This window comes from Streptomyces sp. NPDC102274, from assembly GCF_044766385.1.
GTDB lineage: Bacteria > Actinomycetota > Actinomycetes > Streptomycetales > Streptomycetaceae > Streptomyces.
In genome coordinates this window covers 1-25,076 of sequence record NZ_JBIWLW010000016.1, presented here as the reverse complement: position 1 = coordinate 25,076, position 25,076 = coordinate 1, and the positions used below count along the sequence as shown (strand labels likewise).

The window sequence follows — 25,076 nt, the reverse complement described above, 5'->3', positions numbered from 1 at the left end:
ACGAAGATCGACTGGATACGCCTCAGTCGGTCAGATCCACCGAGCGCGCCGAGGCCGCGCCGATCTCCTCCGAGATCTCCGTCAGTACGGCCGGCGGCACGTTGTCGTCGACGGTGAGCACGACCAGCGCCTCGCCGCCCTCCTCCGCCCGGGAGACCTGCATCCCCGCGATATTGAGCCCGGCCTCGCCGAGGATCCGGCCGACCGTGCCGACCACACCGGGGCGGTCCTCGTAGCGCAGCACGATCATGTGCTCGGCCAGCGCCAGCTCCACGTCGTACTCACCGATCGCGACGATCTTCTGGAGGTGCTTGGGCCCGGCCAGCGTGCCGGAGACCGAGACCTCCTCGCCACCGGAGAGCGTGCCGCGCACGGTCACCACATTGCGGTGGTTCGGGGACTCGCTGGAGGTGGTCAGCCGCACCTCGACGCCACGCTCCTGCGCGAACAGCGGGGCGTTGACGTACGACACGGTCTCGGCGACGACATCCTCGAACACGCCTTTGAGCGCGGACAGTTCGAGCACCTTCACATCGTGCTGCGTGATCTCGCCGTACACCTCGACATCGAGCCGGACCGCGACCTCGCCCGCGAGGGCGGTGAAGATCCGGCCGAGCTTCTCGGCGAGCGGCAGCCCCGGGCGTACGTCCTCGGCGATGACCCCGCCCTGGACGTTGACCGCGTCCGGCACGAGCTCGCCGGCGAGCGCGAGCCGTACGGACCTGGCGACCGCGATGCCCGCCTTCTCCTGCGCCTCGTCGGTGGACGCGCCGAGGTGCGGGGTGCAGACGACCTGGTCGAACTGGAACAGCGGGGAGTCCGTGCAGGGCTCCTTGGAGTACACGTCCAGACCGGCGCCGGCGACCCGGCCCTCCTTGAGCGCGGAGGCGAGCGCCTCCTCGTCCACGATCCCGCCGCGCGCGGCGTTGACGATCCGCACCGTCGGCTTGACCTTGTGCAGCGCCTCGTCGCCGATCAGACCCAGCGTCTCGGGGGTCTTCGGGAGGTGCACCGTGATGAAGTCGGAGACCTCCAGCAGCTCGTCCAGCGTCAGCAGCTTGACGCCCATCTGCGCGGCGCGGGCCGGCTGCACATAGGGGTCGTACGCGACGATCTTCATGCCGAAGGCGGACATGCGCTGGGCGACCAGCACGCCGATGCGGCCGAGGCCGACGACGCCGAGCGTCTTCTCGCTCAGCTCGACGCCCGTGTACTTGGAGCGCTTCCACTCGCCGTTCTTGAGAGCGGTATTGGCCTGCGGGATATGGCGCGCGGTGGCCACCAGCAGACCGCAGGCCAGCTCGGCGGCGGTGACGATATTCGAGGTCGGCGCGTTGACGACCATCACGCCAGCCTTGGTGGCGGCGGAGACATCCACATTGTCGAGGCCGACGCCGGCGCGGGCGACCACCCTCAGCTTGCCCGCGGTGGCGATGGCCTCCGCGTCGACCTTGGTCGCGGAGCGGACCAGGATCGCGTCCACGTCGGCGATGGCGGGCAGCAGCTCCGCGCGGTCGGCGCCGTTGCAGTGCCGGATCTCGAAGTCCGGACCGAGCGCGTCGACGGTGGCGGGCGAAAGCTCTTCGGCGATGAGTACGACAGGTTTCGAGCTCACGTGAGTCCTCACAAGTCCCATAGCGGACGGCCGTCCCGACGGCCGCATGCGGTGGAGGGTTCTGGCCGCGTGGAAGACGCACGACGCTGTGGGCCTGGACGCGTATGTGGTGAGCAGTCTAGTGCTGTCACCGGACCGTTTTCCGCCCCGGCGGCAGTATCACCCGTACGTGCGGTCGCGCGTCGGCGTTCCGTGCGGACGGCCCCGGCTCATCCCTGGCCGGGGCCGTCCGCGCGCGGTGTCGCGGTGTTACGCGTCCTCGTTGTCGACCCAGCTCATGAGCTTGCGCAGCTCGGCGCCGGTGGTGGCGAGCAGGCTGTCGCTGTCGGCCTTCTTGTACTCGTTGTACTTCTTCAGACCGCTGTGGTACTCCTCCATCCAGTTCTTGGCGAAGGTGCCGTCCTGGATCTCGGCCAGGATCTTCTTCATCTCGACCTTGGTCTGGTCGGTGATGACGCGCGGGCCGCTGACGTAGTCGCCCCACTCGGCGGTCTCGGAGACCGACCAGCGCATCTTCTCCAGGCCGCCCTCGTACATCAGGTCCACGATCAGCTTCAGCTCGTGGAGGCACTCGAAGTACGCGATCTCCGGCTGGTAGCCGGCCTCGGTCAGCGTCTCGAAGCCCGCCTTGACCAGCGCGGCGGTGCCGCCGCAGAGCACGGCCTGCTCACCGAACAGGTCGGTCTCGGTCTCCTCGGTGAAGGTCGTCTTGATGACGCCGGCGCGGGTGCCGCCGATGCCCTTCGCGTACGACAGGGCCAGCGCGAAGGCGCTGCCGGAGAAGTCCTGCTCGACGGCCGCGATACACGGCACGCCGCGGCCCTCCTCGTACTGGCGGCGGACCAGGTGGCCGGGGCCCTTGGGGGCGACCATCGCGACATCGACATTGGCCGGCGGCTTGATGAAGCCGTAGCGGATGTTGAGGCCGTGGCCGAAGAACAGCGCGTCGCCGTCCTTCAGGTTGTCCTTGATGGACTCCTCGTAGACCTGGCCCTGGATCGGGTCCGGCACCAGGATCATGATGACGTCGGCCTCGGCGGCGGCCTCGGCGGGCGTCACCACGCGCAGGCCCTGCTCCTCGGCCTTGGCCTTGGACTTCGAGCCCTCGTGCAGACCGACCCGGACGTCGACACCCGAGTCACGGAGCGACAGCGCGTGGGCGTGGCCCTGGCTGCCGTAACCGATGACCGCGACCTTGCGGTTCTGGATGATGGACAGGTCGGCGTCGTCGTCGTAGAACAGCTCGGCCACTGGGTCTTCTCCTTGGTGTGCGCTGCTTGGGGTGCGGGCGGCTTCGAGAATGTCGCAGCTCGCGTCCCACCCACCGTACGGCGGGACGGTCGATGCTGGTCTCCCGGTCTCGCCATACGAGCGGAACGGGATGGGGTGTGCGTACGGGGACGGGCGGGTTACGCGCTGCGGTCGAGCGCCCGCAGACTGCGGTCCGTGATGGACCGCGCGCCACGTCCTATGGCGATCGTGCCGGACTGCACCAGTTCCTTGATGCCGTACTGCTCCAGCATCTTCAGCATGGCGTCGAGCTTGTCGCTCGATCCGGTCGCCTCGATCGTGACGGCCTCGGGTGAGACGTCCACGGTCTTGGCGCGGAACAGCTGGACGATCTCGACGATCTGGGAGCGGGTCTCGTTGTCGGCGCGGACCTTCACCAGGACGAGCTCGCGCTGGATCGCGGCGCCGGGCTCGAGTTCGACGATCTTCAGGACGTTCACCAGCTTGTTGAGCTGCTTCGTCACCTGCTCCAGGGGCAGTTCCTCGACATTGACCACGATGGTGATGCGGGAGATGTCGGGGTGCTCGGTGACACCGACGGCGAGTGAGTCGATGTTGAAGCCGCGGCGGGAGAACAGCGCGGCGATCCGGGCGAGGATACCGGGGGTGTTCTCCACCAGAACGGAGAGCGTGTGCCTGGTCATGTGTCGGTCTCTTCTCTCGGTCTCTCGGGCTCTCGTTCCGCGGCTCAGTCGTCCGCGCCGTCGCCGAAGTCGGGGCGGACGCCCAGAGCGGCCATGACCTCGTCGTTGGAGGTGCCCGCGGCGACCATCGGCCACACCTGGGCGTCCTCGTGGACGATGAAGTCGACCACGACGGGGCGGTCGTTGATGGCGTTGGCCTTGGCGATCACCGCGTCCAGCTCGTCCGGTGACTCGCAGCGCATCGCGACACAGCCCATGGCCTCGGAGAGCTTGACGAAGTCCGGGACGCGCGTGCCGCCGCTGGGGCCGTCGGCCGTGTCCTGGCCGGAGTGCAGCACGGTGTTCGAGTATCGCTGGTTGTAGAAGAGGGTCTGCCACTGGCGGACCATGCCCAGCGCGCCGTTGTTGATGATCGCGACCTTGATCGGGATGTTGTTGAGCGCGCAGGTGGTGAGTTCCTGGTTGGTCATCTGGAAGCAGCCGTCGCCGTCGATGGCCCAGACGGTGCGGTCCGGCTGCCCCGCCTTGGCGCCCATGGCGGCCGGCACGGCGTATCCCATGGTCCCGGCGCCGCCGGAGTTCAGCCAGGTGGCGGGCTTCTCGTACTCGATGAAGTGCGCGGCCCACATCTGGTGCTGGCCGACGCCCGCCGCGTAGATGGTGTCCTCGGGGGCGAGCTGGCCGATCCGCTGGATGACCTGCTGCGGCGAGAGGCTGCCGTCCGCGGGCTGGTCGTAGCCGAGGGGGTAGGTCTCGCGCCAGCGGTTGAGGTCCTGCCACCAGGCGGTGTAGTCGCCGACGTGTCCGTCGGTGTGCTCGGCCTGTACGGCCTGGACCAGATCGGCGAGGACCTCGCGGGCGTCCCCGACGATCGGCACGTCCGCGATGCGGTTCTTGCCGATCTCGGCCGGGTCGACATCGGCGTGGACGATCTTGGCGTACGGCGCGAAGCTGTCCAGCTTGCCGGTGACGCGGTCGTCGAAGCGGGCTCCGAGGGCGACGATCAGGTCGGCCTTCTGCAGCGCGGTGACGGCGGTGACCGATCCGTGCATGCCCGGCATTCCCACGTGCAGCGGGTGGCTGTCAGGGAACGCGCCCAGCGCCATCAGGGTGGTGGTGACGGGGGCGCCGGTGAGTTCGGCGAGGACCTTCAGCTCGGCGGTGGCGCCGGCCTTGAGGACGCCGCCGCCGACGTACAGCACCGGGCGCCTGGCCTGCGTGATCAGCTTGGCGGCCTCGCGGATCTGCTTGGCGTGCGGCTTGGTCACCGGGCGGTAGCCGGGCAGGTCCTGGGTGGGCGGCCAGCTGAAGGTCGTCTCCGCCTGGAGCGCGTCCTTGGCGATGTCCACCAGGACCGGTCCCGGGCGACCGGTGGAGGCGATGTGGAAGGCCTCCGCGATGGTGCGCGGGATGTCCTCGGCCTTGGTGACCAGGAAGTTGTGCTTGGTGATCGGCATGGTGATGCCGCAGATGTCCGCCTCCTGGAAGGCGTCCGTCCCGATGGCCTTGCTCGCCACCTGGCCGGTGATCGCGACCATCGGCACGGAGTCCATGTGCGCGTCGGCGATCGGGGTGACCAGGTTGGTGGCGCCGGGGCCCGAGGTGGCCATGCAGACGCCCACCTTGCCGGTGGCCTGGGCGTAGCCCTCGGCCGCGTGTCCCGCGCCCTGCTCGTGGCGGACGAGGACGTGGCGGACCCGGGTGGAGTCCATCATCGGGTCGTACGCGGGCAGGATCGCGCCGCCGGGGATGCCGAATACCGTGTCGGCCCCCACTTCTTCGAGAGAGCGGATGAGGGACTGCGCGCCCGTGACGTGCTCAACGGAGGCGGGGGACGGTCCGCCGTTACGGGCCCGCGGCTGCGGATGGTGGGCCCCGGTGGCCTGCTCGGTCATCGGCATTCTCTTCTCGAGGCAGAGGGTTTTTGCGAGGGTTTGGGCTGTGCCGGTGCAATAAAAAACCCCTCGTGCCGTGAGGCATGCGAGGGGAGCGCGTCGGTGGGTTCTGCAGAGCGGTTCGGGCTCTGCTTCAGCCGACGCGCTTTCCAAGTACGAGAATTCGGGTGCGCATGGCACAGACGATCCCTCCGGCGCGCCATGGCTGTCAAGTGGGTGGGACGGGAGTCTCACTATTTGAGCGGATCGAGGGGCATCGAAGGGTGTGGAATCCGGTCGCCCGAGGACTGCCGGGAAGGCCTGACGGGCAGCGCGCTGCCGGGGAGCACGCTTCCGGTCAGCACGGGCAGGGCCGTGCTGCTCGGCAGGGGGTACGTACCGGCCAGCAGGGCGCGGCGCAGCCGGTACTCGTCCAGCGGCCCGGAGAAGGCCATTCCCTGGCCGTGGGTACACCCCATGGCACGCAGCGCGAGGACCTGCTCGGGGACGTCGACCCCGTCGGCCACGGACTGCATGCCCAGGTCGCCGGCGATCCGCAGCAGCCCCGCCGTGATCTTGTGCAGCCGCGCGGACTCCACGACGCCCTCCACCAGACCGCGGTCCAGTTTCAGTACGTCCACGGGGAGCCTGCGCAGGGCGCTGATCGCGGCGTAGCCACTGCCGAAGCCGTCGAGGGCGATCCGTACCCCCAGCCGGCGCAGGGCGATGAGCCGGTGCTCCAGCTCGTCGAGGGAGGCGCGCGGATCGCTGTCGGACAGCTCGATCATCAGGGCCCCCGAGGGCAGCCCATGGCGGGTGAGCAGGGACTCGATGGAGCCGAGCGGCATCGACTTGTCGAGCAGCCTGCGGGCCGGGAGCCGTACGGCGACGGGCACGGGATGGCCGATTCTCGCCCGTTCCACGGCGTGGGAGACGGCTTCTTCCAGTAGCCAGCGGCCAAGCTCCGCGGCGCGGTCGCTGTCGTCGGCGACGCGCAGGAACTCCGCGGGGGTGAACAGGATGCCCTGGGCGGAGCGCCAGCGGGCCTGGGCCGCCACGGCGGAGACCCGGCCGGTGGCGAGATGCACCACCGGCTGGTGGAGCAGGGCGAATTCGCCGTCGTGCAGGGCGGTGCGCAGCCGGGTCGCCAGCTCGGTCCTGCGGACGACGTCGGCCTGCATCTGGGGCGCGTACATCTCCACGCGGTTCTTGCCCGCGGCCTTGGCGCGGTACATGGCGAGGTCCGCGTTGCGCATGAGCTCGGTGGGGGTTATGCCCGGTTCCGCGAAGGCGACGCCGATGGAGGCGGCGACTCGGACATCGTTGCCGTCGATCCGATACGGCTGGGAAAGCCTGAGGCGCAGCCGGTCGGCGATCTCGTGGACCTGGTGCTCGCGGGCGGTCCTGTCGTCGTTTCCGTCGCCGAGGACGATGGCCGCGAACTCGTCGCCGCCGAGTCTGGCAGCGGTGTCACCGGCCCGTACGGAGTCCTGGAGCCGGTGGGCGGCGAGGATCAGCAGTTCGTCCCCGACCTGATGGCCCAGCCGGTCGTTGACGCCCTTGAAGCCGTCGAGGTCGATGAAGAGCACGGCCGTGCCCGGATCGGTCGTACGGCGGCCGGAGAGGGCCTGTCGTACCCGCTCGGTGAACAGGGCGCGGTTGGGCAGGTCGGTGAGCGGGTCGTGCTCGGCGTTGTGCTGGAGCTGCGCCTGGAGGCGGACCCGTTCGGTGACGTCCCGGCTGTTGAAGATCAGCCCGCCCTGGTGGCGGTTGACGGTGGACTCCACATTGAGCCAGTCACCGGTCCCTGATCTGAACCGGCACTCGATGCGGGTCGTGGGCTCCTCGGAGGGGGGTGCGGCCAGGAAGCGCCGTACTTCGTGGACCACCCGGCCGAGGTCGTCGGGGTGGATGATCGAGGCCAGTTCCGCGCCGACGAGATCCTCGGCCTCGCGGCCGTACACGCCCGTGGCGGCGGGGCTCACGTAGCGGAGTATGCCGGAGGGCGCGGCGATCATGATCACATCGCTGGATCCCTGCACCAGGGACCGGAAGTGGTTCTCCTTCTGGGCCAGTTCATGGGTGAGCGCGATGTTGTCGACGAGCATGATGCCCTGCCGTACGACCAGCGCGAGCACGACCGCGCAGCCGGTGAGGACCACCACCCGGTCGACCCGCCGGCCCTCGATCACGTTGTAGAGGATGCCCAGCGTGCAGACGGCGGCGGCCAGATAGGGCGTGAGCGCGGCGAGCGAGCCGGCGATGGGACGGCTGGCGCTACGGGGATGACGTGGCTGCGGAGGGCTCTCCGGGATCCGGCGCATGCCCCACGGCGCGTACGCGAGGAGCAGCGACCCGGCGAACCAGCCGGCGTCCAGCAACTGCCCCGAGCGATAGGTCTCCCGCAGCAGCGGGGAGGTGAACAGGGCGTCGCACAAGACCGTCAGGGCGAGTGCGGCGATCGCGGTGTTGACGGCGGACCGGCTGCCCGTGGCCCGCCGGAAGTGCAGCGCGAGCACCATGCTGACCAGCACGATGTCGAGCAGCGGATAGGCGAGGGAGAGCGCCGCCTGAGTCACGCTCTCGCCCTGGAAATGCGCCGTCCGCGCGAGGGCGAGGCTCCAGGAGAGGGTGAGCAGTGAGCCGCCGATCAGCCAGGAGTCGAGCACCAGACAGAGCCAGCCGGCCCTGCTGACCGGGCGTTTGGCGAGCACCAGCAGTCCCACGATGGCGGGTGGCGCGAAGCAGAGGAAGAAGAGATCGGCGAGTGAGGGGCTGGGCACCGGCTCGTCGAGGATGACCTCGTACCAGCCCCAGACGGCGTTCCCTCCGGAGGCCATCGCGGAGGAGAACGAGAACAGCAGCCAGGCGGGCCGGAAGCGGCTGCCGCGGCCGCGCGCGTAGAAGAAGCAGGAGACCGCGGCGATCGCGGCGGCCAGGCTGAGTCCGAAGTCACCCATGAACAGGGCCAGTTCGTGCGAGCCCCAGCCCAGCGCCGCCCCTGCCGCGTAGCCCCCGCAGATCAGGGCGAGGAGGAGCCGCCCGACCAGCCCCGAACCGCTGCCGGAGACCGCCCGCCTGCCGAGGAGCACGCCGTCGGCGCTCACCGGAACACCCCGGGGGGTGTCGCGGTCACCGCCGAGGGAACCTGCCTGCTGATCGGGATGTCCGGAGGCCGCCGCCGGCGTCCCTGCCGCGTCGGATCGTTCGTCCATTGGCCGTACATCGCCCGTCGCCCCCCTCGCATTCTGATCGCTCCGCTGCGCCGCTCCAGGCACGCCGCAGCCCCCAGATCGGGACGATACACCAGTCTCGTCACTCAGGGACATAGTTCTTCTACTCTCCGTGACGATCAGGTGAGTTGTCAGCCACGAGGGTGTCCGGACGGCTGCGGAGAGTGTCCGGGGAGTGTCTTCCGGATCATGGGGCGAGGTGCTGCGGCGCGGTGCCGCGGCACTGTGCCGGGGCGAGGTGCTCCGATCCCGGGTGCTTCGGCTCGGGGTCAGCCGGTGGTGAGGACGATGTTGCGCGGCTCCTCCCCGGCGGCGAACCGGGTGAGCTGGTCGGCCAGCAGCCGTTGGGCGCGCGGCAGGAACGCCGAGGTGGAGCCGCCGACATGGGGACTGATGAGGACGCCCGGGGCGTGCCAGAGCGGATGGCCGACGGGCAGCGGTTCCGGGTCGGTGACATCGAGGGCGGCCGTGATCCGTCCGCTCTTGGTCTCGGCGAGCAGCGCCTCGGTTTCGACTACGGCGCCGCGCGCGACGTTGACCAGCAGCGCGCCGTCCTTCATCCGCGTCAGGAACTCCGCACCGGCCAGGCCCCTCGTCCCCTCGGTGAGCGGGGTGGAGAGGATCACCACATCGGCCTCGGGGAGCAGCTCGGGCAGATCGGTGAACGCCTGGACGGCGCCGCGCTCCGTGGTGCGGGCGGAGCGGGCGACGCGCACCACCCGCGCGCACTCGAAGGGCGCGAGCCGGTCCTCGATGGCCGCGCCGATCGATCCGTACCCGACGATCAGTACGGACTTGTCGGCGAGCGCCGGGTAGAAGCCGGAGCGCCACTCCTCCCGCTGCTGGCCGGTGACGAAGCCGGGGATGCCGCGCAGGGAGGCGAGGATCAGGGCCAGGGTGAGTTCGGCGGTGCTGGCCTCGTGGACGCCCTTGGCGTTGCACAGGCGTACGCCGGCGGGAAGCGTGCCGAGCGCGGGGGTCACATGGTCTATGCCCGCCGAGAGGGTCTGGACGACGCGTACGGAGGTCATGGCGGCGAGCGGCCGTACGGCGATCTCGGGTCCCTTCATGTACGGGACGACGTAGAAGGCGCAGTCGGCCGGGTCGGCGGGGTACTCCTCGCCGCCGTCCCAGAAGAGATAGCGCGGTCCCTCGGGGAGTCCCTCGATCCCGTCGGCCTTGAGGGGGAGCCATACGTCTGAAGTCATGGTCAGGAGGCTATGCGAAGCGTGTCGGACCGATGCGGTTAGCTTAGAGGCCGCGCGCATAGGTAAGGCGACGCGGAGCGTCGTGGACCGACGACAACGCCGCCGGGCGCCGCCCATCGGCACGCGACGCCGCCCCACCTATGCGCGCGGCCTCTAAGGGCGGCACGAGGGGGGTACGGCGTTGGAGCGCAGGACAATCGGTGCGGCGGCGCTCGAAGTGGGCGCGATCGGCCTCGGCTGTATGCCGATGCACTGGGCCTACACCGGCTCGCAGCAGCACGGCGACCGTTCACTCCGTACGGTGCACGCGGCGCTCGACGCCGGTACGAGCCTGCTCGACACGGCCGACATGTACGGACCGTTCACCAATGAGCTGCTGCTGGGGCGGGTGCTCGGGCAGCGGCGGGCGGATGTCTTCGTCTCGACCAAGTGCGGACTGCTCGTCGGTGATCAGCACATCGTCGCCAACGGCCGCCCCGGCTATGTACGGCGGGCCTGTGACGCCTCGCTGCGGCGGCTCCAGACCGATGTGATCGATCTCTACCAGCTGCACCGCGCCGATCCCGAGGTGCCGGTCGAGGAGACCTGGGGCGCGATGGCGGAGCTGGTGACCGCGGGGAAGGTGCGGGCGCTCGGGCTGTGCGCGGTGGGGGCGCGCGCGTCCCGGCGCAGATCGGGGGCGCATCTGCACGAGTCCACGATCCGCCAGCTGGAGCGGGTGCAGCAGGTCTTTCCGGTGAGCGCGGTGGAGGCGGAGCTGTCGGTGTGGTCACCGGAGGCGCTGGAGCGGCTGCTGCCGTGGTGCGAGGCCCGCGGTATCGGGTTCCTGGCGGCGATGCCGCTGGGCAACGGCTTCCTGACCGGCACACTCACGCCGGGGCAGGGCTTCGAGCCGGACGACGTAAGGGCGCGGCATCCACGGTTCACGGCGGAGATGATGGCCGCGAACCAGCCATTGGTGGTGGGGTTGCGCCGGATCGCGGCGCGGCACGGCGCGACCCCGGCGCAGGTGGCGCTGGCGTGGGTGCTGAGCCGGGGGCGCCATGTGGTGCCGCTGCCGGGGACGAAGCGGGAGACATGGGCGGTGGAGAACGCGCGGGCGGCGGAGCTGACGCTGACAGCGCGGGATCTGGCCGAGATCGCGGCGCTGCCGCCGGTGCGGGAATCGTGGGACTGAGCGCGTCCGTGGGGTAGGAACAGCCACGGTGCAGTAACGGTGAAGCACAGCGGAATCAGCACAGCGGAATCAGCGCAGGGGAATCGCAGCCTTCGAAGGGATCGAACCGTGCAACGTTCAGCAGTGACGGCCGCAGGGGCCGCTGTCGCCCTTCTCGTGTTGACGGGATGCTCCTCCGGAGACGGTACGGGTCCCGTACCCGGCCGGAGCGCCACGACCACGGCCGCCGCGACGTCGCAGGGCGCGCCGCCGAGCCCGTCGGCCGCGCCCGCCAAGGGCTCGGTGAAGGTGGTGTCCACCGTGACGGAAGGGCTCAAGTCGCCCTGGGGCCTGGCCGCTCTGCCCGACGGTGATCTGCTGGTGTCCTCGCGCGACGAGGGGACGATCACCCGGGTGGACGCGGAGGGCGGGCAGAAGACCGTGATCGGCTCGGTGCCCGGGGTCTCCGCGGCGGGCGAGGGCGGGCTGCTGGGCATCGCGCTCTCTCCTTCGTACGCCTCGGACCATCAGGTGTACGCGTATTTCACCACCGCGTCGGACAACCGGATCGCCCGGATGATCTACGACGAGAAGAGGCCGGCCGGGCGGCAGTTGGGGGCGCCGGACACCGTGTTGCGTGGCATTCCGAAGGGCTTCATCCACAACGGCGGACGGATCGCCTTCGGCCCGGACAAGATGCTGTACGCGGGCACGGGCGAGACCGGTGAGACGGGGCTCGCGCAGGACAAGGAGTCGCTGGCCGGAAAGATCCTCCGGATGACTCCGGACGGGCAGCCCGTACACGGAAATCCGGAAGCGAATTCGATCGTCTATTCCTTGGGCCACCGCAATGTGCAGGGTCTGGCCTGGGATTCCGATAAGCGGCTGTGGGCCTCGGAGTTCGGCCAGAACACCTGGGACGAGCTGAATCTCATTGAGCCGGGCAAGAATTACGGCTGGCCCGACGTGGAGGGAAAGGCCGGTGAGCCGGGCTTTGTCGACCCGGTCGCGCAGTGGAGGACGGACGAGGCGTCGCCGAGCGGTATCGCGTACGCGGAGGGCTCGATCTGGATGGCGGCGCTGCGGGGCGAGCGGCTGTGGCGGATTCCCCTCGCGGGCCGGGAATCCGCTGCCGCCCCTCAGGCGTTCGTCGAGGGGGAGTACGGCCGCCTGCGCACGGTGCTTTCGGTGGGCGGCGACAAGGTGTGGCTGGTGACCAGCAATACGGATGGCCGGGGCACACCGAAGCCGGGGGACGACAGGATCCTCCTGCTGGAGGTCGCGTAGCGATACGCGCCGCGACGTGTAGTGAAGAGGGTGAGCAGTCCGTGTTCAACCTGATCGAGGAGCTTTTCGCACCGGGCCGCAAGCACACCGACGAGGAACGGAAAAGGCTGGAACTGACCCGGGTCGATGTCGATGACGACGATCCGGGCCGGGGACCGATAGATCTCGCCTCGGGAAAGGTCACCATAAGGCTGCCTGCCCAGCACCAGGAGTGACGAGCCTTGAGGGAACGAGTCTTGAGGCAACGGGGAACCGGTAACGGGAAACGGGGAACCCGGGATCGGGCCCGGCCCTGAGCTCGGGCTCGGGTCCAGGGCTTTAAACCGCCGAATCCGGGAAAAGGCGCAGCCGGTGCGAGAGAGCCGCCGCTTCCGTACGGCCGGACACGCCCAACTTGGCCAGAATGTTGGAGACATGGACGCTCGCCGTCTTGGGCGAGATGTACAGCTCCTCGGCGATCCCGCGGTTGCTGTGACCGGCGGCGACCAGCCGCAGCACGTCCTGCTCCCGGGGGGTCAGGCCCAGTGAGCGGGCCGGGTCGGAGTCGGGTTCGGAGCCAGGGGCCGTACGGATACCGGCGGGCGTCGGCGCGAGGCTGATCCGGGCCCGGCCGGCGAGCAGTTCGATCTCCTCGGTCAGCGGGCGCGCGCCGAGGCCGCGGGCCGCCGTGTGGGCCAGCATGAGCAGGTCCGCGGCTTCTGCGCGGTCGGCGTGGTGGTCCAGCAGAGCGGCGGCCCAACGCTGCCGGGCGAGCGCCAGCTCAAAGGGCCGCTCCGTCGCTTCGAACGCGGCGACGGCGCGCGCCCACAGCTCCGGCGCCATCGTGCCCTCCGCCCGTGCCAGCTCGGCGTCCAGCATGAGGCCGTACGCCCGCCAGACGGGCACGAGCGTGGGCATCCGCTTGGCGTGGACGCGTATGGCCGCGAGGATCGCCGTCCGTCCGGCGTCCGCGCCCGGCAGCCCTCGGGCGTCCGCCTCGATCGAGGCGCCCGTGCACAGCAGCGGCAGTACGTACTGCCGGGTGCCCGGCGGGAAGCCTTGTTCGGTGATCCGCTCGAACTCGGCCCTGGCGTCGGCCAGCGCGCCGCGCCGCGCGGCGATACACATCGTGAGCCGGGCGGGCGGTATGAGGTGCTGTGGCTGGAAGTCATGGGTACCGAAGAAGTCCCTGGCCAGCTCCACTTGGCGCTGCGCCTCGTCGAAGTCGCCGCGCAGCAGGGCCAGTTCGGCACGGCGTCCGGCGACCAGACCGCGTGCCTTGTGGGACTGGGCGAGCTCCGCCGTGCCGTCGAGGACGGCGTCCGCCTCGGACCAGCGTCCGAGGGAGAAGAGGGAGTGGGCCAGATTGTGCCGCACCCAGGACTCCGTGTCGGCAAGCCCTCGCTGATGGGTGAAGGCGACGCCCTGTTCGGCGGCGGCCACCGCTTCCTCGGAGCGGCCCATGCTCTCCAGCGTGGACGGCAGATTGATACTGGCCCGCCCCAGGATCCCGGCGGCGCCCAGCTCGACGGCCCGGTCGCGGGCCTCGTAGATCTCGGCGATGCCCTCCTCGACGCCCCCCGCGTCGGCGCTGAGCCAGCCGCGGGTGAGGCGGGCGTGCAGCTCGGTGAGTTCGGCGCCGACCAGCCTCGCGTACTCCACGGCCCGGTCGGCGGCGGCCAGGCTCTCGGGGCCCGGCTGGTGCAGGGCGCCCCAGTTCGCGACCGCGGCGAGGACCTCCGCGTGCACGGCGGACGGCTGCATACCACGCACCAGGTCCTGAGCGGTGGCCAGTTCCTGCCAGCCGTCGCCGCGCGTGAGGTCCTGCACCAGCCGGGAGCGCTGGATCCAGAACCAGGCGGCGCGCAGCGGATCCTTCCCGCCGTCCTCGCCCTCCAGGAACCGTAGGGCCTTCTTGGAGATGGCCAGGGCGCGTTCGCGCTCACCGCCGAAGCGGGCGGCGACCGTCACCTCCGCCATCAGATCCAGATAGCGCAGCGGCGGGGATTTCGGATCGCCGCCACAGGGTGGATAGACCTCGACGTCGTCCGGCGGCCGCAGCGTGCCGCGTACCTCCTCGGGGGCGTCGTCCCACAGCTCCATGGCCCGTTCGAGCAGCCTCAGTTGCTCGGAATAGGCGTAGCGCCGGCGTGCCTCCACGGCGGCGCTCAGCACGGCGGGGAGGGCCTTGGCGGCGTCATGCGCGTGGTACCAGTGGCTGGCGAGGCGGGTGGTGCGCTCATCGGCCCGTACAAGCGAGGGGTCGGCCTCCAGCACCTCGGCGTAGCGGCGGTTGATCCGGGAGCGCTCGCCCGGGAGCAGATCGTCGCTGACCGCCTCGCGCACCAGGGAGTGCCGGAAGCGGTAGCCGTCCCCGTCCGCCGTGGGCAGCAGGATGTTGGCGCCGACGGCGGCCCGCAGCGCCTCGATCAGCTCGTCCTCCGCGAGCCGTCCGACGGCCGCCAGCAGCCGGTACTCGACGGTCGTGCCGCCCTCGGCGACGATCCTGGCGACCCGCTGGGCGTCCTCGGGGAGCGCCTCGACCCTGACGAGCAGCAGATCGCGCAGGGAGTCGCTCAGACCGGTGCTGCGCCCCGTCCCGATGGAGCAGGCCAGCTCCTCCACGAAGAACGCGTTGCCGTCGGAGCGTTCGAAGATCTGCTCCAGCAGGGCCGGGTCCGGATCGGCCGCGAGGATGCCCGCGAGCTGGCTCCGTACCTCGGCGCGGTTGAAGCGGGAGAGCTCGATACGGCGGACGGAACGCAGCCGGTCCAGCTCGGCCAGGAGCGGGCGCAGCGGGTGGCGGCGGTGGACGTCGTCGGCGCGGTACGTGGCGAGCACGACGAGCCTGCCGCGGCGCAGCGCGCGGAAGAGATAGGCGAGGAGATGGCGGGTGGAGGCGTCCGCCCAGTGCAGATCCTCCAGGACGAGCACGACCGTATGGTCGGCCGCCAGCCGTTCGAGCAGCCGCGCGGTGAGCTCGAAGAGCCGGGCGGTGCCGTCCTCACCGAGCGCGCCTCGGTCCGACTGCCCCAGCTCCGGCAGGATCCGGGCCAGTTCGTCCTCCTGGCCCTCGGCCGCCGCTTTCAGTTCGTCGGGCAGCTGGCGTCGCAGGGCGCGCAGCGCGGTGGAGAAGGGCGCGAACGGCAGTCCGTCCGCGCCTATTTCGATGCAGCCGCCGACCGCGACGACGGCCTTCTGGGCGCAGGCCACTTCGTGCAGCTCCTCGATGAGCCGCGTCTTGCCGACGCCGGCCTCGCCGCCGATGAGCAACGCCTGCGGCTCGCCCGCGGTGGCACGGGCGAGCGCTTGGGTGAGGGCGGTGAGCTCGCCGGATCTGCCGACGAACACGGGGCTGACTGACCTGGTCTCCACGGCCCTGAGCATCGCACAGGGGTCTGACAGCACGGCACTGGTTATCGCGGCACTGGTGGCCGCGGCACTGGTTATCGCGGCGCCGTTGATCAGGTGAAGTGCCGTCACGTCATGCCGCGTCACGTCACGCCGCACGCGTGAACCGGTCGTGCGGGGTGTTCACCCGCCCCTCCCGGGCTTCCTTGGCCGCTCGCCTGGCCTGCCGGCGCGCGGTGCGGATCTCGCGTACGAGCCGCTGCCGGTCGGCCCTGCGGATCAGCTCGGCCGCGTTGATCTTCTGGAGTTCGTACTCGAACATCGGGTCCCCCTGGTGAAGATGTCTGGCGTCTTGTGATGCCTCTACCTTCGTCTCCCAGGGGGTGTGACCACATCGGGAGAGTGCCGCATCCTGACGGGCCCCGATGCCTTAGAAACAGGGGTGCGGACCCGCGTACGGCCTAAGGCCCCGGCTGTGACACGCCGCGTGGGCCTTAGGCCGTGTCGAATGGAGCACGGGGAACGAGCGGGCTCAGGGGGTGGGGGTGGGGGTGGGGGTGGCGGTCGGCAGGGCCGCGAAGAGATCGAAGTACATGCCGAGGGAGACCAGCAGCCCCAGGAAGCCGAGGATCGCACCGGCCAGCGCGAAGGGACGCACCCAGCCGGTGCGCTGCGGCAGGGCCAGCACGATCGCTCCGATGAGCAGCGCCACCAGGGCCACAGCACCGTTGGTCACGGCGGTGATGTGCCAGCCGTCGCCATAGATCGCGGCGATCTGCTGCTCGGCGGTGCCGGACTGGCCGGTCTTGAGCTGTCCGACCAGACCCTGGCGCTCGGCCAGGACCCGGCTGGTCCAGGTGCCGGTGAGGGCGACGATCCCGAGGCAGACGGCGACGATGGAGGCGGCCGCGGAGCCGAGACCGGACGGGCGGCTCGCCGCCGCGGCGTCGTCGTCACCGTCCAGGTCCTCGGCGTCCTCGCCGTCCTCCGCGTCCGCGTGGGCATCCACGGCGGCGGCATCGTCCGGGCCTTCGGCCGGGGTGGCGTCCTTGTCGGTGGGCTCGGCGACGGACCCCTTCGTGAGGTCGGCCTTGGGGCCGGTCTGGGTCTCCGCCGTCGCCTCGGCGCCGGAGGCGGTGGTCCTGGCCGTCTCCGGGTCGGTGGTCTGGCCGGCGGTCTCGGTCTCGGGGGTCGGGTTCATACGGCGCACGCTAGGGGCCCCGTCTGAGAACTTCCTGAGAACGCGGAAACTCGCCGTCGAAAGACCGTTCCGAGGTCGGAACGAGCGGTCGGAACAGGCGATCGGGCCGAAGGCCGCGGGGCGGGGCCGAGGGATCCGTGAGGTCAGCCGGCCGTGTCCGGCAGCGTGCGCCACTCGGACGCCAGGACCGACCAGATCTCGGTGTCCTGCCGGACACCGCGGTGCGGATAGCTCTCCCGCAGCACTCCGTCCCGTGTCATGCCGAGCCGCCGCGCGACCTCGATGCTCGCGGTGTTGGCGGACGACACCTGCCACTCCACGCGGTGCATCCCGCGCTCCTCCACCGCCCAGTCGATCAGTACCCGGGCCGCGCGCGTGACCAGACCGCGCCCTGTCGCGGCGGGCTCCAGCCAGCAGCCGACCTCGCAGTTGCCGGTCGCCGCGTCGAAGATGCGGAAGAGCACCCCGCCGACGAGGGTGGAGTCGAGCCAGATCCCGTAGATCCGTCCGCTGTCGGCCGCCTGCTTCTCCGCGTACGAGGTGAGCAGCGCGTGGGCGGACACGGGATCCGTGACGGCGGCGGCCAGCTTGATGTGCTCATCGACCAGATCCCTGGCACGGTCCATGTGCACGAGGAACTCCTCGGCCCGCCATGGTTCCAGCGGGCGCAGCTCCGCCCCGTTACCCAGTGGTATCGCGAACATCGGGCTCCTTCCCCGTACCGGTCCGTGCACCCGTGGACAGGCCTACGGGTGTTCACCGCACGAGCACGCTGTCCTCGCTGTCGCTGTCGGCTGTCCCGCTGTCAACGGTGTCGCTGTCAACGGTCTCGCGCGGCTCAGGGATCTTCGCATGTCCGCGCTGTTCGGGCGCTTCGATACTGATTCGCGGCAGCCAGCGGTCGAGCCGGCGCGGCAGCCACCAGTTGGCGCCGCCGAGCATATGCATCAGGGCCGGGACGAGCAGCGTACGGAGGACGAAGGCGTCCAGCGCGACCGCCGCCGCCAGCGCGATCCCGAACATGGCGATGACCCGCTCACCGCTCAGGACGAAGGCGAGGAAGACCGAGATCATGATGACCGCCGCGGAGTTGATCACCCGCCCGGTCTCGGCGAGGCCGACACGGACCGCCCGGCAGTTGTCCCCCGTCTCCAGCCACTCCTCGTACATCCGGCTGACCAGGAAGACCTGATAGTCCATGGAGAGTCCGAAGAGCACCGAGACCATGATCACGGGCAGGAAGGGTTCGATCGGACCCGCGCTGCCGAGCCCCAGCAGCTCGCTCCCCCACCCCCACTGGAAGATCGCGACGACGACCCCGAAGGACGAGGCGACGGCGGCCACGTTCATCAGCGCGGCCTTGACCGGGATGCCCACGGACCGGAAGGCGAGCAGCAGAAGCAGACAGCCGAGGGTGATGACGACCCCGATGAAGAGCGGCAGTTTGCCGATGATGATCTCCGCGAAGTCGTCGTAGCTCGCGGTGAGCCCGCCGACGTGCACGTCCAGGGAGGTGCCGGCCGCGGCCTCGGGCAGCACGTCCGTACGCAGCCGGTCGACCAGGGCGCTGGTGTCCTGCGACTGGGGCGACGAGTCCGGTACGACGGTGAGCGCCGCCGTGTCGCCGCTGCCGTTGAAGGTGATCGGGCCGACGGAGGCGACGCCCTCTGTCGTACGCAGCGTGCTGGGCAGTTGGTCCATGGCGAGCCGGTCGTCGGCGCCGTCCAGGTGCGCGACCAGCGTCAACGGGCCATTGACGCCGGGGCCGAACCCTTCCGCGAGCCGGTCGTACGCCTGCCGGGTGGTGGAGGAGGCGGGGTTGTTGCCCTGGTCGGAGGTGCCCAGATGCAGCGAGAAGGTGGGCAGGGCGAGGATCAGCATGACCGCGGCGGCCACGGCGCCGAGCAGCCTGGGGTGGCGTTCGACGAAGAGGGACCAGCGGGCGGCGAAGGTCGTGGGCCGTTCGGTCTCGGGTCCGTGCGCGGCGAGCCGCGCGCGTTCGCGCCGGCTCAGCGCCCGTGTGCCGATGAACGAGAGCAGGGCGGGCAGCAGGGTCACGGACGCGGCGACGGTCAGAACGACCGTGAGCGAGGCGGCGATCGCGACACCGTTGAGGAAGCTCAGCCCCAGAATCAACATGCCCAGCAGGGCGATACAGACGGTGGCCCCGGCGAAGACGACGGCTCTGCCGGTGGTCGCGACCGCGTTGACCGCCGCCTCGTGGACGCTCAGGCCGCGCTTGAGGCCCGTACGGTGCCGGGTCACGATGAACAGCGCGTAGTCGATACCGACTCCGAGGCCGATCAGCAGACCGAGCATCGGGGCGAAGTCGGCGACCGTCATCGCGTGGCCGAGCAGCGCGATGCCCGCGTACGCCGTGCCGACCGAGACCAGCGCGGTGGCCAGCGGCAGCAGGCTCGCGGCGAGCGAGCCGAAGGCGAGGAAGAGGACGACGGCGGCGACGGCCACGCCCACGATCTCGGCGGTGTGCGCCGTGGTGGATTCGGTGAGCGCGACGGCGCTGCCACCGAGTTGTACGTCCAACCCGTCGTCGGCGGCGGCCTTCGCGGTGTCGACCACCGCCTCCGCCTGCGACACGGGTATCTCGTCGGTCGGCTGCGCGAAGGTGATCCGCGCGTATGCGGTCCGTCCGTCCGCGCTGATCTGCGCGGCGCCGTCGGGCGCGTAGGGGCCCGCGACGGAGGAGACGCCGGGCAGCTTCCCGACCTTGTCGAGCATCTCCCCCATACGCTGCTTGACTTCGGGCGTACGGACGGAGCCAAAGCCGGGACCGGTGTGAGACGCGCGGTCCGCGTGCCAGACGATGGTGTTGTCGTCGCCGCCGAGCCCCCGGAAGCCGTCGTCGAGGAGCTGGGCGGCTCGGCCCGACTCGGTGCCGGGGGCTTCGTAGTCGTTGGAGTACGAGGATCCGAGCAGGCCCGCGGCGGTCGAGACACCGCCGAGGGCGAGCAGCCAGAGGAGAACGGCGAGGAGACGGTGCCTGATGCACCACCGTGCGATGGCTGCCAACGGATCTCCCTCGGTCCTCGTGGGAGATCCACTGTCGCAGCGAATAATGATCGATTGTCCGGTTGGTGTGCTTACTCACAGCGTGCGGCGCACGGGAACTATCGCTGCTCCGGCTCCTCAGCCGGAGACGCTCACCCGCCCGTTCTCGATGTGGCCCATCAGACGGCGGCGGAAACCGGTCCTTGTGTCGGCGTCGGCGTTGGCGTTGGCGTCTGTGTTGGCGTCGGCGTCGCTGTCGGTGGTGATTTCGATGTCGTACCAGCCATGCGCGTCCGCCGCCGAGTGCACGACGGTCCGGCTGCGGCCCGGCTTCACCGTGATCTGCCGGGTCCAGCCGTCGAGATCGGCCTCGTCGACGTAGCCCAGGGGCCGCAGCGTGAACGTGATCGGCTCATCACCCCTGTTGCGCAGGTCGAGATGGAGATCGCGGTCGTGGTGGTCGACGGTCGAGGAGACCTCCGCACCGTGTCCGGCCACCGGTCCGGCGAACTCACGGCGGAAGCCGTTCGGCCCGGTGATCGTGAAGCGGTAGGCGTCACCGGTGAGCCCGGTAAGGGGTACCGTCCACTGCGCCGTGCCCCTTACATCGCGGTGCTGCGGGATCGCGAACTCGCCGGCGTACGGATAGAGCGCGAAGTGCGCGCTCGCGCGCCCGGTGTTGCTGAGCGCGACCGTGAACACCCGCCCCTCGTCCTTCCCTTCGATCCGGCCGGACGCGTCGGTCTGGTAAGGCAGCGGCCTGGCCGGGCGTACGCCCTTCTCCTGTACGGGCATCCGCTGCTCGGCGGGAGGTACGGGCCGCCAGCGGCCGGTGAACGGCGGGATCGCCCCCGGCTGTTCGACCTCGGGCAGCGTGCGACCGCGCTGGAAGTCGAAGGCGGAGGTCAGATCGCCGGCGACATTGCGCCGCCACGCGGTGATGTTGGGCTCGTCCACACCGGTCCACTTCTCCAGGAAGCGGATCACGGAGGTGTGGTCGAAGACCTGCGAGCAGACGTAGCCGCCGACGGTCCAGGGCGAGACGACCAGCAGCGGGACACGCACACCGAGCCCGGTCGGCTGGCCCTGCCAGCGCTCGGCGGAGCCGGAGGGGCCCTCGGCGGGCGGGACGGGCGGCGGTACGTGGTCGAAGAAGCCGTCGTTCTCGTCGTAGTTGATCAGTACGACGGTGTGCCGCCAGACGTCGGGGTGCGCGCCGAGCGCGTCGAGCACCTTGTAGACGAGCGTGGCGCTGGCGATCGGCGACGACGAACCGGGGTGCTCGGAGTCGACGGCCGACGGGACCAGATAGGACACCTCGGGCAGCGTCCCGGCGGCCACATCGGCCCGGAACCGCTCGGCCAGGGTGCCGCTCTCGACCCGCCGCAGCCCGCGCTCGAAGAGCGACCGCTCACGCGGGGTCAGCGCGGCGACACCGGCGTCCAGCGCGGCGAGCAGCCGCTCGCGCTCGGCGGCGTCCTCGGTGTCGCGCACCGCGGCGTAGAAGGCCTCCATGTACGTGAAGCCGGCCGCCCCGGGCTGACCGGGCAGCGCACGCGCCTCGGTGAGCGCCTTGCGGGCGATGTCCTTGAAGGTGGTGAAGAACTCGATGTTGTTGTCGGTGAAGTTCTCCCACTCCGTGTACGTCTGCCAGCTCCGCCCGGCGTGCTCCAGCCGCTCGGCGTAGGTCGGCCACGGATAACCGGGGTGGGTGGCCTCCTCGTACGCGTCGTTCCCCACGGCCCGCCGTCCGTCGGCCTCGTACCCGGTCCAGCCGCTCCACAGATGGTTGCGGTTGGGGCTCGTCGACGTATGGACGGAGGAGTGGTACGCGTCGCAGACGGTGAACGTGTCCGCCAGCTCGTAGTGCAGCGGGAGGTCGCGGCGGTCGTAGTACGCCATGGTGGCGGCGGTCTTGGCGGAGACCCAGCGGTCCATCCACCCGTTGTTCCAGGCCGCCGCCCCGCCGTTCCAGGAGTGGTCCAGGTCCCCGATGTACTGGAGGTCCTTCTTCTGCGTCTCGGCCGCGTCCCGGATGGGGAAGGGCAGCACGGTCCCCAGCGGCCCCGGCTGCTCGAAGACGGGCATCCCGGACGGCAGCTCGACGGCGTTGCGGTCCCCGAAGCCCCGCACGCCGCGCAGCGTGCCGAAGTAGTGGTCGAAGGAGCGGTTCTCCTGCATCAGGATCACCACATGCTTGATCGCCCGCATGCCGCCGGCGGCCGGCTCGGCGGCCAGCGCGGCCTGAAGGGACGGCGGCAGCACCGACCCCACCGCGGCCGCACCCAGGGCGCCGGTGCCGAGGGCGAGCATTCTTCTGCGCGATATCTCCGGAGACATGCCGGGGACGGTAGTGAGGCCCGGTGACCGCGAGAAGACCCCGCAAGGGCCGAGGAGTGAACGTCGAAGGGGGGTGCGGGCTCGGGCCGGGGCGGTGTCGCCACGCGCGTACCGCCCCGAGCACGGCATCACACCGCTCGGGGCTGAGGCAGACACCCCGCTCGGAGCTGAGACAGGCGCCCCGGTTGGGGCTGAGGCGGACGCCCCGGCTCAGCGGCGGCGCTCGTCAGTCGACGGAGGCCATGAACTCCAGCATCCGGCGGCTGACCTCGTCCGCATGGTCGATCTGTGGTCCGTGGCCTGTGTCGGAGATGATCTCTGCCCGGGTTCCCGGTATCAGGCGGGGCACGCGCTCCACTTGCCGCCGCGGGTGCACGAGCAGGCTGCGCTTGCCGAGCACGAGGTAGAGCGGGGTGCGGATGGTGGACAGTTCGTCGTCGGCCAGGGGAAGAGGAGCCGGGCGGCGTATGCGGTAGGCGCGGACGGCTGCTCTGATCATGGTGCGCAGCTCCGGCATGACGAGGACCGGCTGTTCCAGCCAGGCCGCCAGCCGTGGGCGGAGGGCCTTGGGGGCGAAGGTCGCGAAGAGGCTGACGAAAATCCAGGCGAAGAAGCGCAGGCCCACCTTCTCCAGGCCGCCGGGGTCGAGCAGCGTGACCGAGGCGAGGCGGCCGGGTACGCGGTGCGCCTGGTTCAGGGCGAGCCAGCCTCCGTATGAGGTGCCGACGAGGTGGACACGGTCGAGGCCGAGCCCGGCGAGCGTCTCGTCCAGCCACTGCGCGGCCCGTTCGGGCTGGTGGATGGGTGTGCGCTGCACGCTGCGGCCGGGGTCACCGGGGGTGTCGATGGCGTAGACGGGGCGATCGGCGCTGAGCGCGGGGGTGTTCGGGTACCACATGGCGGAGCAGGAGCTCGCCCCATGCACCAGGACGACGGGAGTGCGGGACTGGGCGGTGGGGGCCGCGGGACCGTAGCGGTAGACGTGCGTGGTGCCGAAGGAGGTCTCCACGTCCTGTTCCGCGAGTATCGGCGCTCCCAGGGCGTAGACCGCGTCGCAGGCCGCGAAGTAGCGGTCACGCCGGGCTTCGCTCACGTAGCGGCCGACGTCGGCCTGAGGACGGGCAGCGGTTTCGGGCACAGGCACCTCCTGGTTCGGATCTTTTACGGTACGAACGTACCACGACGATGGTACCGCTGTACCATCAACGGGGTCCCGGCCGGGACATACCAGCGAAACGACGAGCGGAGAACAGGCCGATGCCCAAGCGCGTGGATCATGCGGAGCGCCGTACGGAGATCGCCGAGGCGCTCGTCCGGGTCGCCGGGCGGCACGGGCTGCATGCCGTGGGAATGCGCGATGTGGCGGCCGAGGCAGGCGTGTCACTGCGGCTGGTGCAGTACTACTTCGAGACCAAGGAGAAGCTGCTGCTCTTCGGGCTGCGGCACCTGACGGAGAAATTCGGGGAGCGGGTCACCACCCGGATCAAGGCCACCGGGGACAACCCCGGACCGCGCGCCGTGATCGAGGCGCTGCTGATGGTGGCCCTGCCCACGGACCAGGAGAGCCGCACCTTCCACTTCGTGTACACCTCGTACGCCATGCTGGCCGTCAACGACCCCGCGCTCGCCGCCCAGCCCTTCATCAAGGACCCCGACGCCGCCGAGGACACGGTGGCCGAACTCCTCCGGCAGGCACAGGAGGCCGGACTGCTCCGGCCCGGTGTGGACCCGCGACTGGAGGCGGCCGGACTGCTCGCCATGTCCGCGGGAGTCGGCACCGGCATCCTCGTCGGACAGCGCGGCCCCGAGTCGGCCGCCGCCGTCCTGGCCCACCACCTGGACCGCGTCTTCCAAGGTGGTGAGCGCGGGCTCCCGGCCCGGCCGACGGGCGAGTGACGTGCTGTCCCGTGGACATCGGCGAGCTTGAGCTACTGACTCCCGGAAGGACGAGAGGGCTGGGGCGTGTCTTCACAGCAGCGTCGGCCGCCGCCGGGCAGGCGGGACTTTGAAGACACGCCCTACAGCGCCGTGTGGGCCAGCCAGTGGGCCAGCAACGCGCGGTCGCCCGTCACCGCCACTCGGTCGTCCTCCGGCGGGACCCGGTGGGAACACACCAGCATGAGGTCCGCCACCGCCCCCGACACCACCACGTCGGCCTCGACCGGCCCGCGCTCCCACCGCGGCGTGTCGGGCGTCCTGGTGATCACCCAGCCCTCCATGGACCGCGGCCGGAATCCGATCCGCTCGCCCCGGCCGCGCAGCCCGGCGACCGTCGGCCTGACCGCCTCAAAAGCCGGCGTGGCCAGCAGGTCCAGGTTCTCGCTGATCACCTCGGCCGCGAGGTCGTCGGCGATCTCGAACGCGGTGCCCGTCGCGAACTCCGCGTCGTAGTGGTGGACACAGGTGTCGCTCAGCATCCTGCGCAGCCAGACGGCCGCCGGCCGCGGCCCCAAGAACGTCTGGGTCTCGGTATCCGCACCGGTCTCCTGGATCGCGCGGATCAACTCCTCCGCCCCCTCGCGCAGCCACCGGGCCCACTCGTCCGGGACGCCGGGATCGGCCTGCCGCGGGTCCGGGATGGGCAACCGCTCGCCCTTGCGGACGAGTTCGGCCGCCCACCGGTGCTCCTGGCCGACATGCCCGACGAGGGTACGCAGCGGCCATTCCGGACAAGTGGGCACCCGGGTGTCCGGGTCCCTTCCGGCGACCGCGTCGGCGAACCCTCCGGTCTGTTCCCGCAGGCCCTCCACAAGCCGCGCGGTGTCCAGCGTCGACGTCATCACGAAAGCTCCTCTCATGGGGTCCTACCTTGTTGGTGGGTTGGACGGGCCGTCGTAAGGTCCAGAGATCCAGAGACGCCGGGTATGGCTTTCATGGGGTTGCCCTCGA

Annotated in this window: 18 protein-coding genes; 4 read left to right on the top strand and 14 right to left on the bottom strand. The window is 70.4% G+C overall.

The window, feature by feature from the left end; genetic code table 11:
• Positions 1-22: 22 nt before the first annotated feature.
• From serA to ACIRQP_RS21785, 6 genes are all read right to left on the bottom strand, one after another.
• Positions 23-1,615 (bottom strand): phosphoglycerate dehydrogenase, encoded by a 1,593-nt coding sequence (gene serA / locus ACIRQP_RS21810; protein ID WP_403892590.1) that lies wholly within the window; start codon positions 1,613-1,615, stop codon positions 23-25.
• A 249-nt stretch (positions 1,616-1,864) separates the two neighbouring features.
• Positions 1,865-2,866 carry a ketol-acid reductoisomerase gene (gene ilvC, locus ACIRQP_RS21805; protein ID WP_403892588.1) on the bottom strand — a complete coding sequence of 334 codons (1,002 nt, stop codon included), beginning with the start codon at positions 2,864-2,866 and terminating at the stop codon, positions 1,865-1,867.
• A gap of 158 nt (positions 2,867-3,024) precedes the next feature.
• The gene (ilvN, locus tag ACIRQP_RS21800; protein ID WP_030351817.1) at positions 3,025-3,549 is read right to left on the bottom strand and encodes an acetolactate synthase small subunit; all 525 of its coding nucleotides are present in this window, start codon (positions 3,547-3,549) and stop codon (positions 3,025-3,027) included.
• 44 nt (positions 3,550-3,593) lie between these two features.
• Positions 3,594-5,444, bottom strand: a complete 1,851-nt coding sequence (locus ACIRQP_RS21795) for an acetolactate synthase large subunit (RefSeq protein ID WP_403892586.1) — start codon at positions 5,442-5,444, stop codon at positions 3,594-3,596.
• A 233-nt stretch (positions 5,445-5,677) separates the two neighbouring features.
• Positions 5,678-8,530: a putative bifunctional diguanylate cyclase/phosphodiesterase gene (locus ACIRQP_RS21790; RefSeq protein ID WP_403892819.1), complete on the bottom strand. Its 2,853-nt coding sequence runs from the start codon at positions 8,528-8,530 to the stop codon at positions 5,678-5,680.
• Between the two features lie 395 nt (positions 8,531-8,925).
• Entirely contained in the window at positions 8,926-9,864 is a 939-nt protein-coding gene (locus ACIRQP_RS21785) for a 2-hydroxyacid dehydrogenase (protein ID WP_403892584.1), read from the bottom strand.
• Between the two features lie 181 nt (positions 9,865-10,045).
• On the opposite strand from ACIRQP_RS21785, the gene ACIRQP_RS21780 reads away from it, so the two are divergent.
• From ACIRQP_RS21780 to ACIRQP_RS21770, 3 genes are all read left to right on the top strand, one after another.
• A complete protein-coding gene (locus ACIRQP_RS21780) occupies positions 10,046-11,041 on the top strand; it encodes an aldo/keto reductase (protein WP_403892582.1) in 996 nt (331 codons plus the stop codon).
• 108 nt (positions 11,042-11,149) lie between these two features.
• Complete coding sequence (locus ACIRQP_RS21775) at positions 11,150-12,307, top strand: PQQ-dependent sugar dehydrogenase (RefSeq protein ID WP_403892580.1); 1,158 nt, start codon at positions 11,150-11,152, stop codon at positions 12,305-12,307.
• Between the two features lie 41 nt (positions 12,308-12,348).
• A complete protein-coding gene (locus ACIRQP_RS21770; RefSeq protein WP_403892578.1) occupies positions 12,349-12,522 on the top strand; it encodes a DUF6191 domain-containing protein in 174 nt (57 codons plus the stop codon).
• A 103-nt stretch (positions 12,523-12,625) separates the two neighbouring features.
• Here the strand turns inward: ACIRQP_RS21770 and ACIRQP_RS21765 are convergent, their stop codons facing one another.
• The 7 genes from ACIRQP_RS21765 to ACIRQP_RS21735 all read right to left on the bottom strand — a co-directional run bounded on the left by ACIRQP_RS21765 (position 12,626) and on the right by ACIRQP_RS21735 (position 23,325).
• A complete protein-coding gene (locus ACIRQP_RS21765; RefSeq protein ID WP_403892817.1) occupies positions 12,626-15,673 on the bottom strand; it encodes an AAA family ATPase in 3,048 nt (1,015 codons plus the stop codon).
• A gap of 112 nt (positions 15,674-15,785) precedes the next feature.
• Complete coding sequence (locus ACIRQP_RS21760; protein ID WP_403892576.1) at positions 15,786-15,959, bottom strand: hypothetical protein; 174 nt, start codon at positions 15,957-15,959, stop codon at positions 15,786-15,788.
• A gap of 210 nt (positions 15,960-16,169) precedes the next feature.
• On the bottom strand, positions 16,170-16,838 hold the full coding sequence (locus ACIRQP_RS21755) for a hypothetical protein (RefSeq protein WP_403892574.1): 669 nt from the start codon (positions 16,836-16,838) through the stop codon (positions 16,170-16,172).
• Positions 16,839-16,981: 143 nt separating this feature from the next.
• Positions 16,982-17,542: a GNAT family N-acetyltransferase gene (locus ACIRQP_RS21750; RefSeq protein WP_403892572.1), complete on the bottom strand. Its 561-nt coding sequence runs from the start codon at positions 17,540-17,542 to the stop codon at positions 16,982-16,984.
• A 52-nt stretch (positions 17,543-17,594) separates the two neighbouring features.
• Positions 17,595-19,868 (bottom strand): MMPL family transporter, encoded by a 2,274-nt coding sequence (locus ACIRQP_RS21745; RefSeq protein WP_403892570.1) that lies wholly within the window; start codon positions 19,866-19,868, stop codon positions 17,595-17,597.
• 117 nt (positions 19,869-19,985) lie between these two features.
• Positions 19,986-22,187 carry a phosphocholine-specific phospholipase C gene (locus ACIRQP_RS21740; RefSeq protein ID WP_403892568.1) on the bottom strand — a complete coding sequence of 734 codons (2,202 nt, stop codon included), beginning with the start codon at positions 22,185-22,187 and terminating at the stop codon, positions 19,986-19,988.
• Positions 22,188-22,413: 226 nt separating this feature from the next.
• Positions 22,414-23,325, bottom strand: coding sequence for an alpha/beta fold hydrolase (locus ACIRQP_RS21735; RefSeq protein WP_403892566.1), 912 nt, complete (start codon positions 23,323-23,325; stop codon positions 22,414-22,416).
• A 119-nt stretch (positions 23,326-23,444) separates the two neighbouring features.
• Between ACIRQP_RS21735 and ACIRQP_RS21730 the strand changes: the two genes are divergently transcribed.
• Complete coding sequence (locus ACIRQP_RS21730; RefSeq protein WP_403892564.1) at positions 23,445-24,083, top strand: TetR/AcrR family transcriptional regulator; 639 nt, start codon at positions 23,445-23,447, stop codon at positions 24,081-24,083.
• Between the two features lie 122 nt (positions 24,084-24,205).
• Here ACIRQP_RS21730 and ACIRQP_RS21725 read toward each other — a convergent pair whose 3' ends face one another.
• On the bottom strand, positions 24,206-24,967 hold the full coding sequence (locus tag ACIRQP_RS21725) for a maleylpyruvate isomerase family mycothiol-dependent enzyme (protein WP_403892562.1): 762 nt from the start codon (positions 24,965-24,967) through the stop codon (positions 24,206-24,208).
• Between the last annotated feature and the right edge of the window lie 109 nt (positions 24,968-25,076).

Coding starts and splice junctions, on each gene's coding strand:
- ilvN (WP_030351817.1), bottom strand. CDS start 3,549: ATGACCAGGCACACGCTCTCCGTTCTGGTGGAGAACACCCCCGGTATC.
- ACIRQP_RS21795 (WP_403892586.1), bottom strand. CDS start 5,444: ATGACCGAGCAGGCCACCGGGGCCCACCATCCGCAGCCGCGGGCCCGT.
- ACIRQP_RS21785 (WP_403892584.1), bottom strand. CDS start 9,864: ATGACTTCAGACGTATGGCTCCCCCTCAAGGCCGACGGGATCGAGGGA.
- ACIRQP_RS21765 (WP_403892817.1), bottom strand. CDS start 15,673: ATGCTCAGGGCCGTGGAGACCAGGTCAGTCAGCCCCGTGTTCGTCGGC.
- ACIRQP_RS21760 (WP_403892576.1), bottom strand. CDS start 15,959: ATGTTCGAGTACGAACTCCAGAAGATCAACGCGGCCGAGCTGATCCGC.
- ACIRQP_RS21755 (WP_403892574.1), bottom strand. CDS start 16,838: ATGAACCCGACCCCCGAGACCGAGACCGCCGGCCAGACCACCGACCCG.
- ACIRQP_RS21750 (WP_403892572.1), bottom strand. CDS start 17,542: ATGTTCGCGATACCACTGGGTAACGGGGCGGAGCTGCGCCCGCTGGAA.
- ACIRQP_RS21740 (WP_403892568.1), bottom strand. CDS start 22,187: ATGTCTCCGGAGATATCGCGCAGAAGAATGCTCGCCCTCGGCACCGGC.
- ACIRQP_RS21730 (WP_403892564.1), top strand. CDS start 23,445: ATGCCCAAGCGCGTGGATCATGCGGAGCGCCGTACGGAGATCGCCGAG.
- ACIRQP_RS21725 (WP_403892562.1), bottom strand. CDS start 24,967: ATGACGTCGACGCTGGACACCGCGCGGCTTGTGGAGGGCCTGCGGGAA.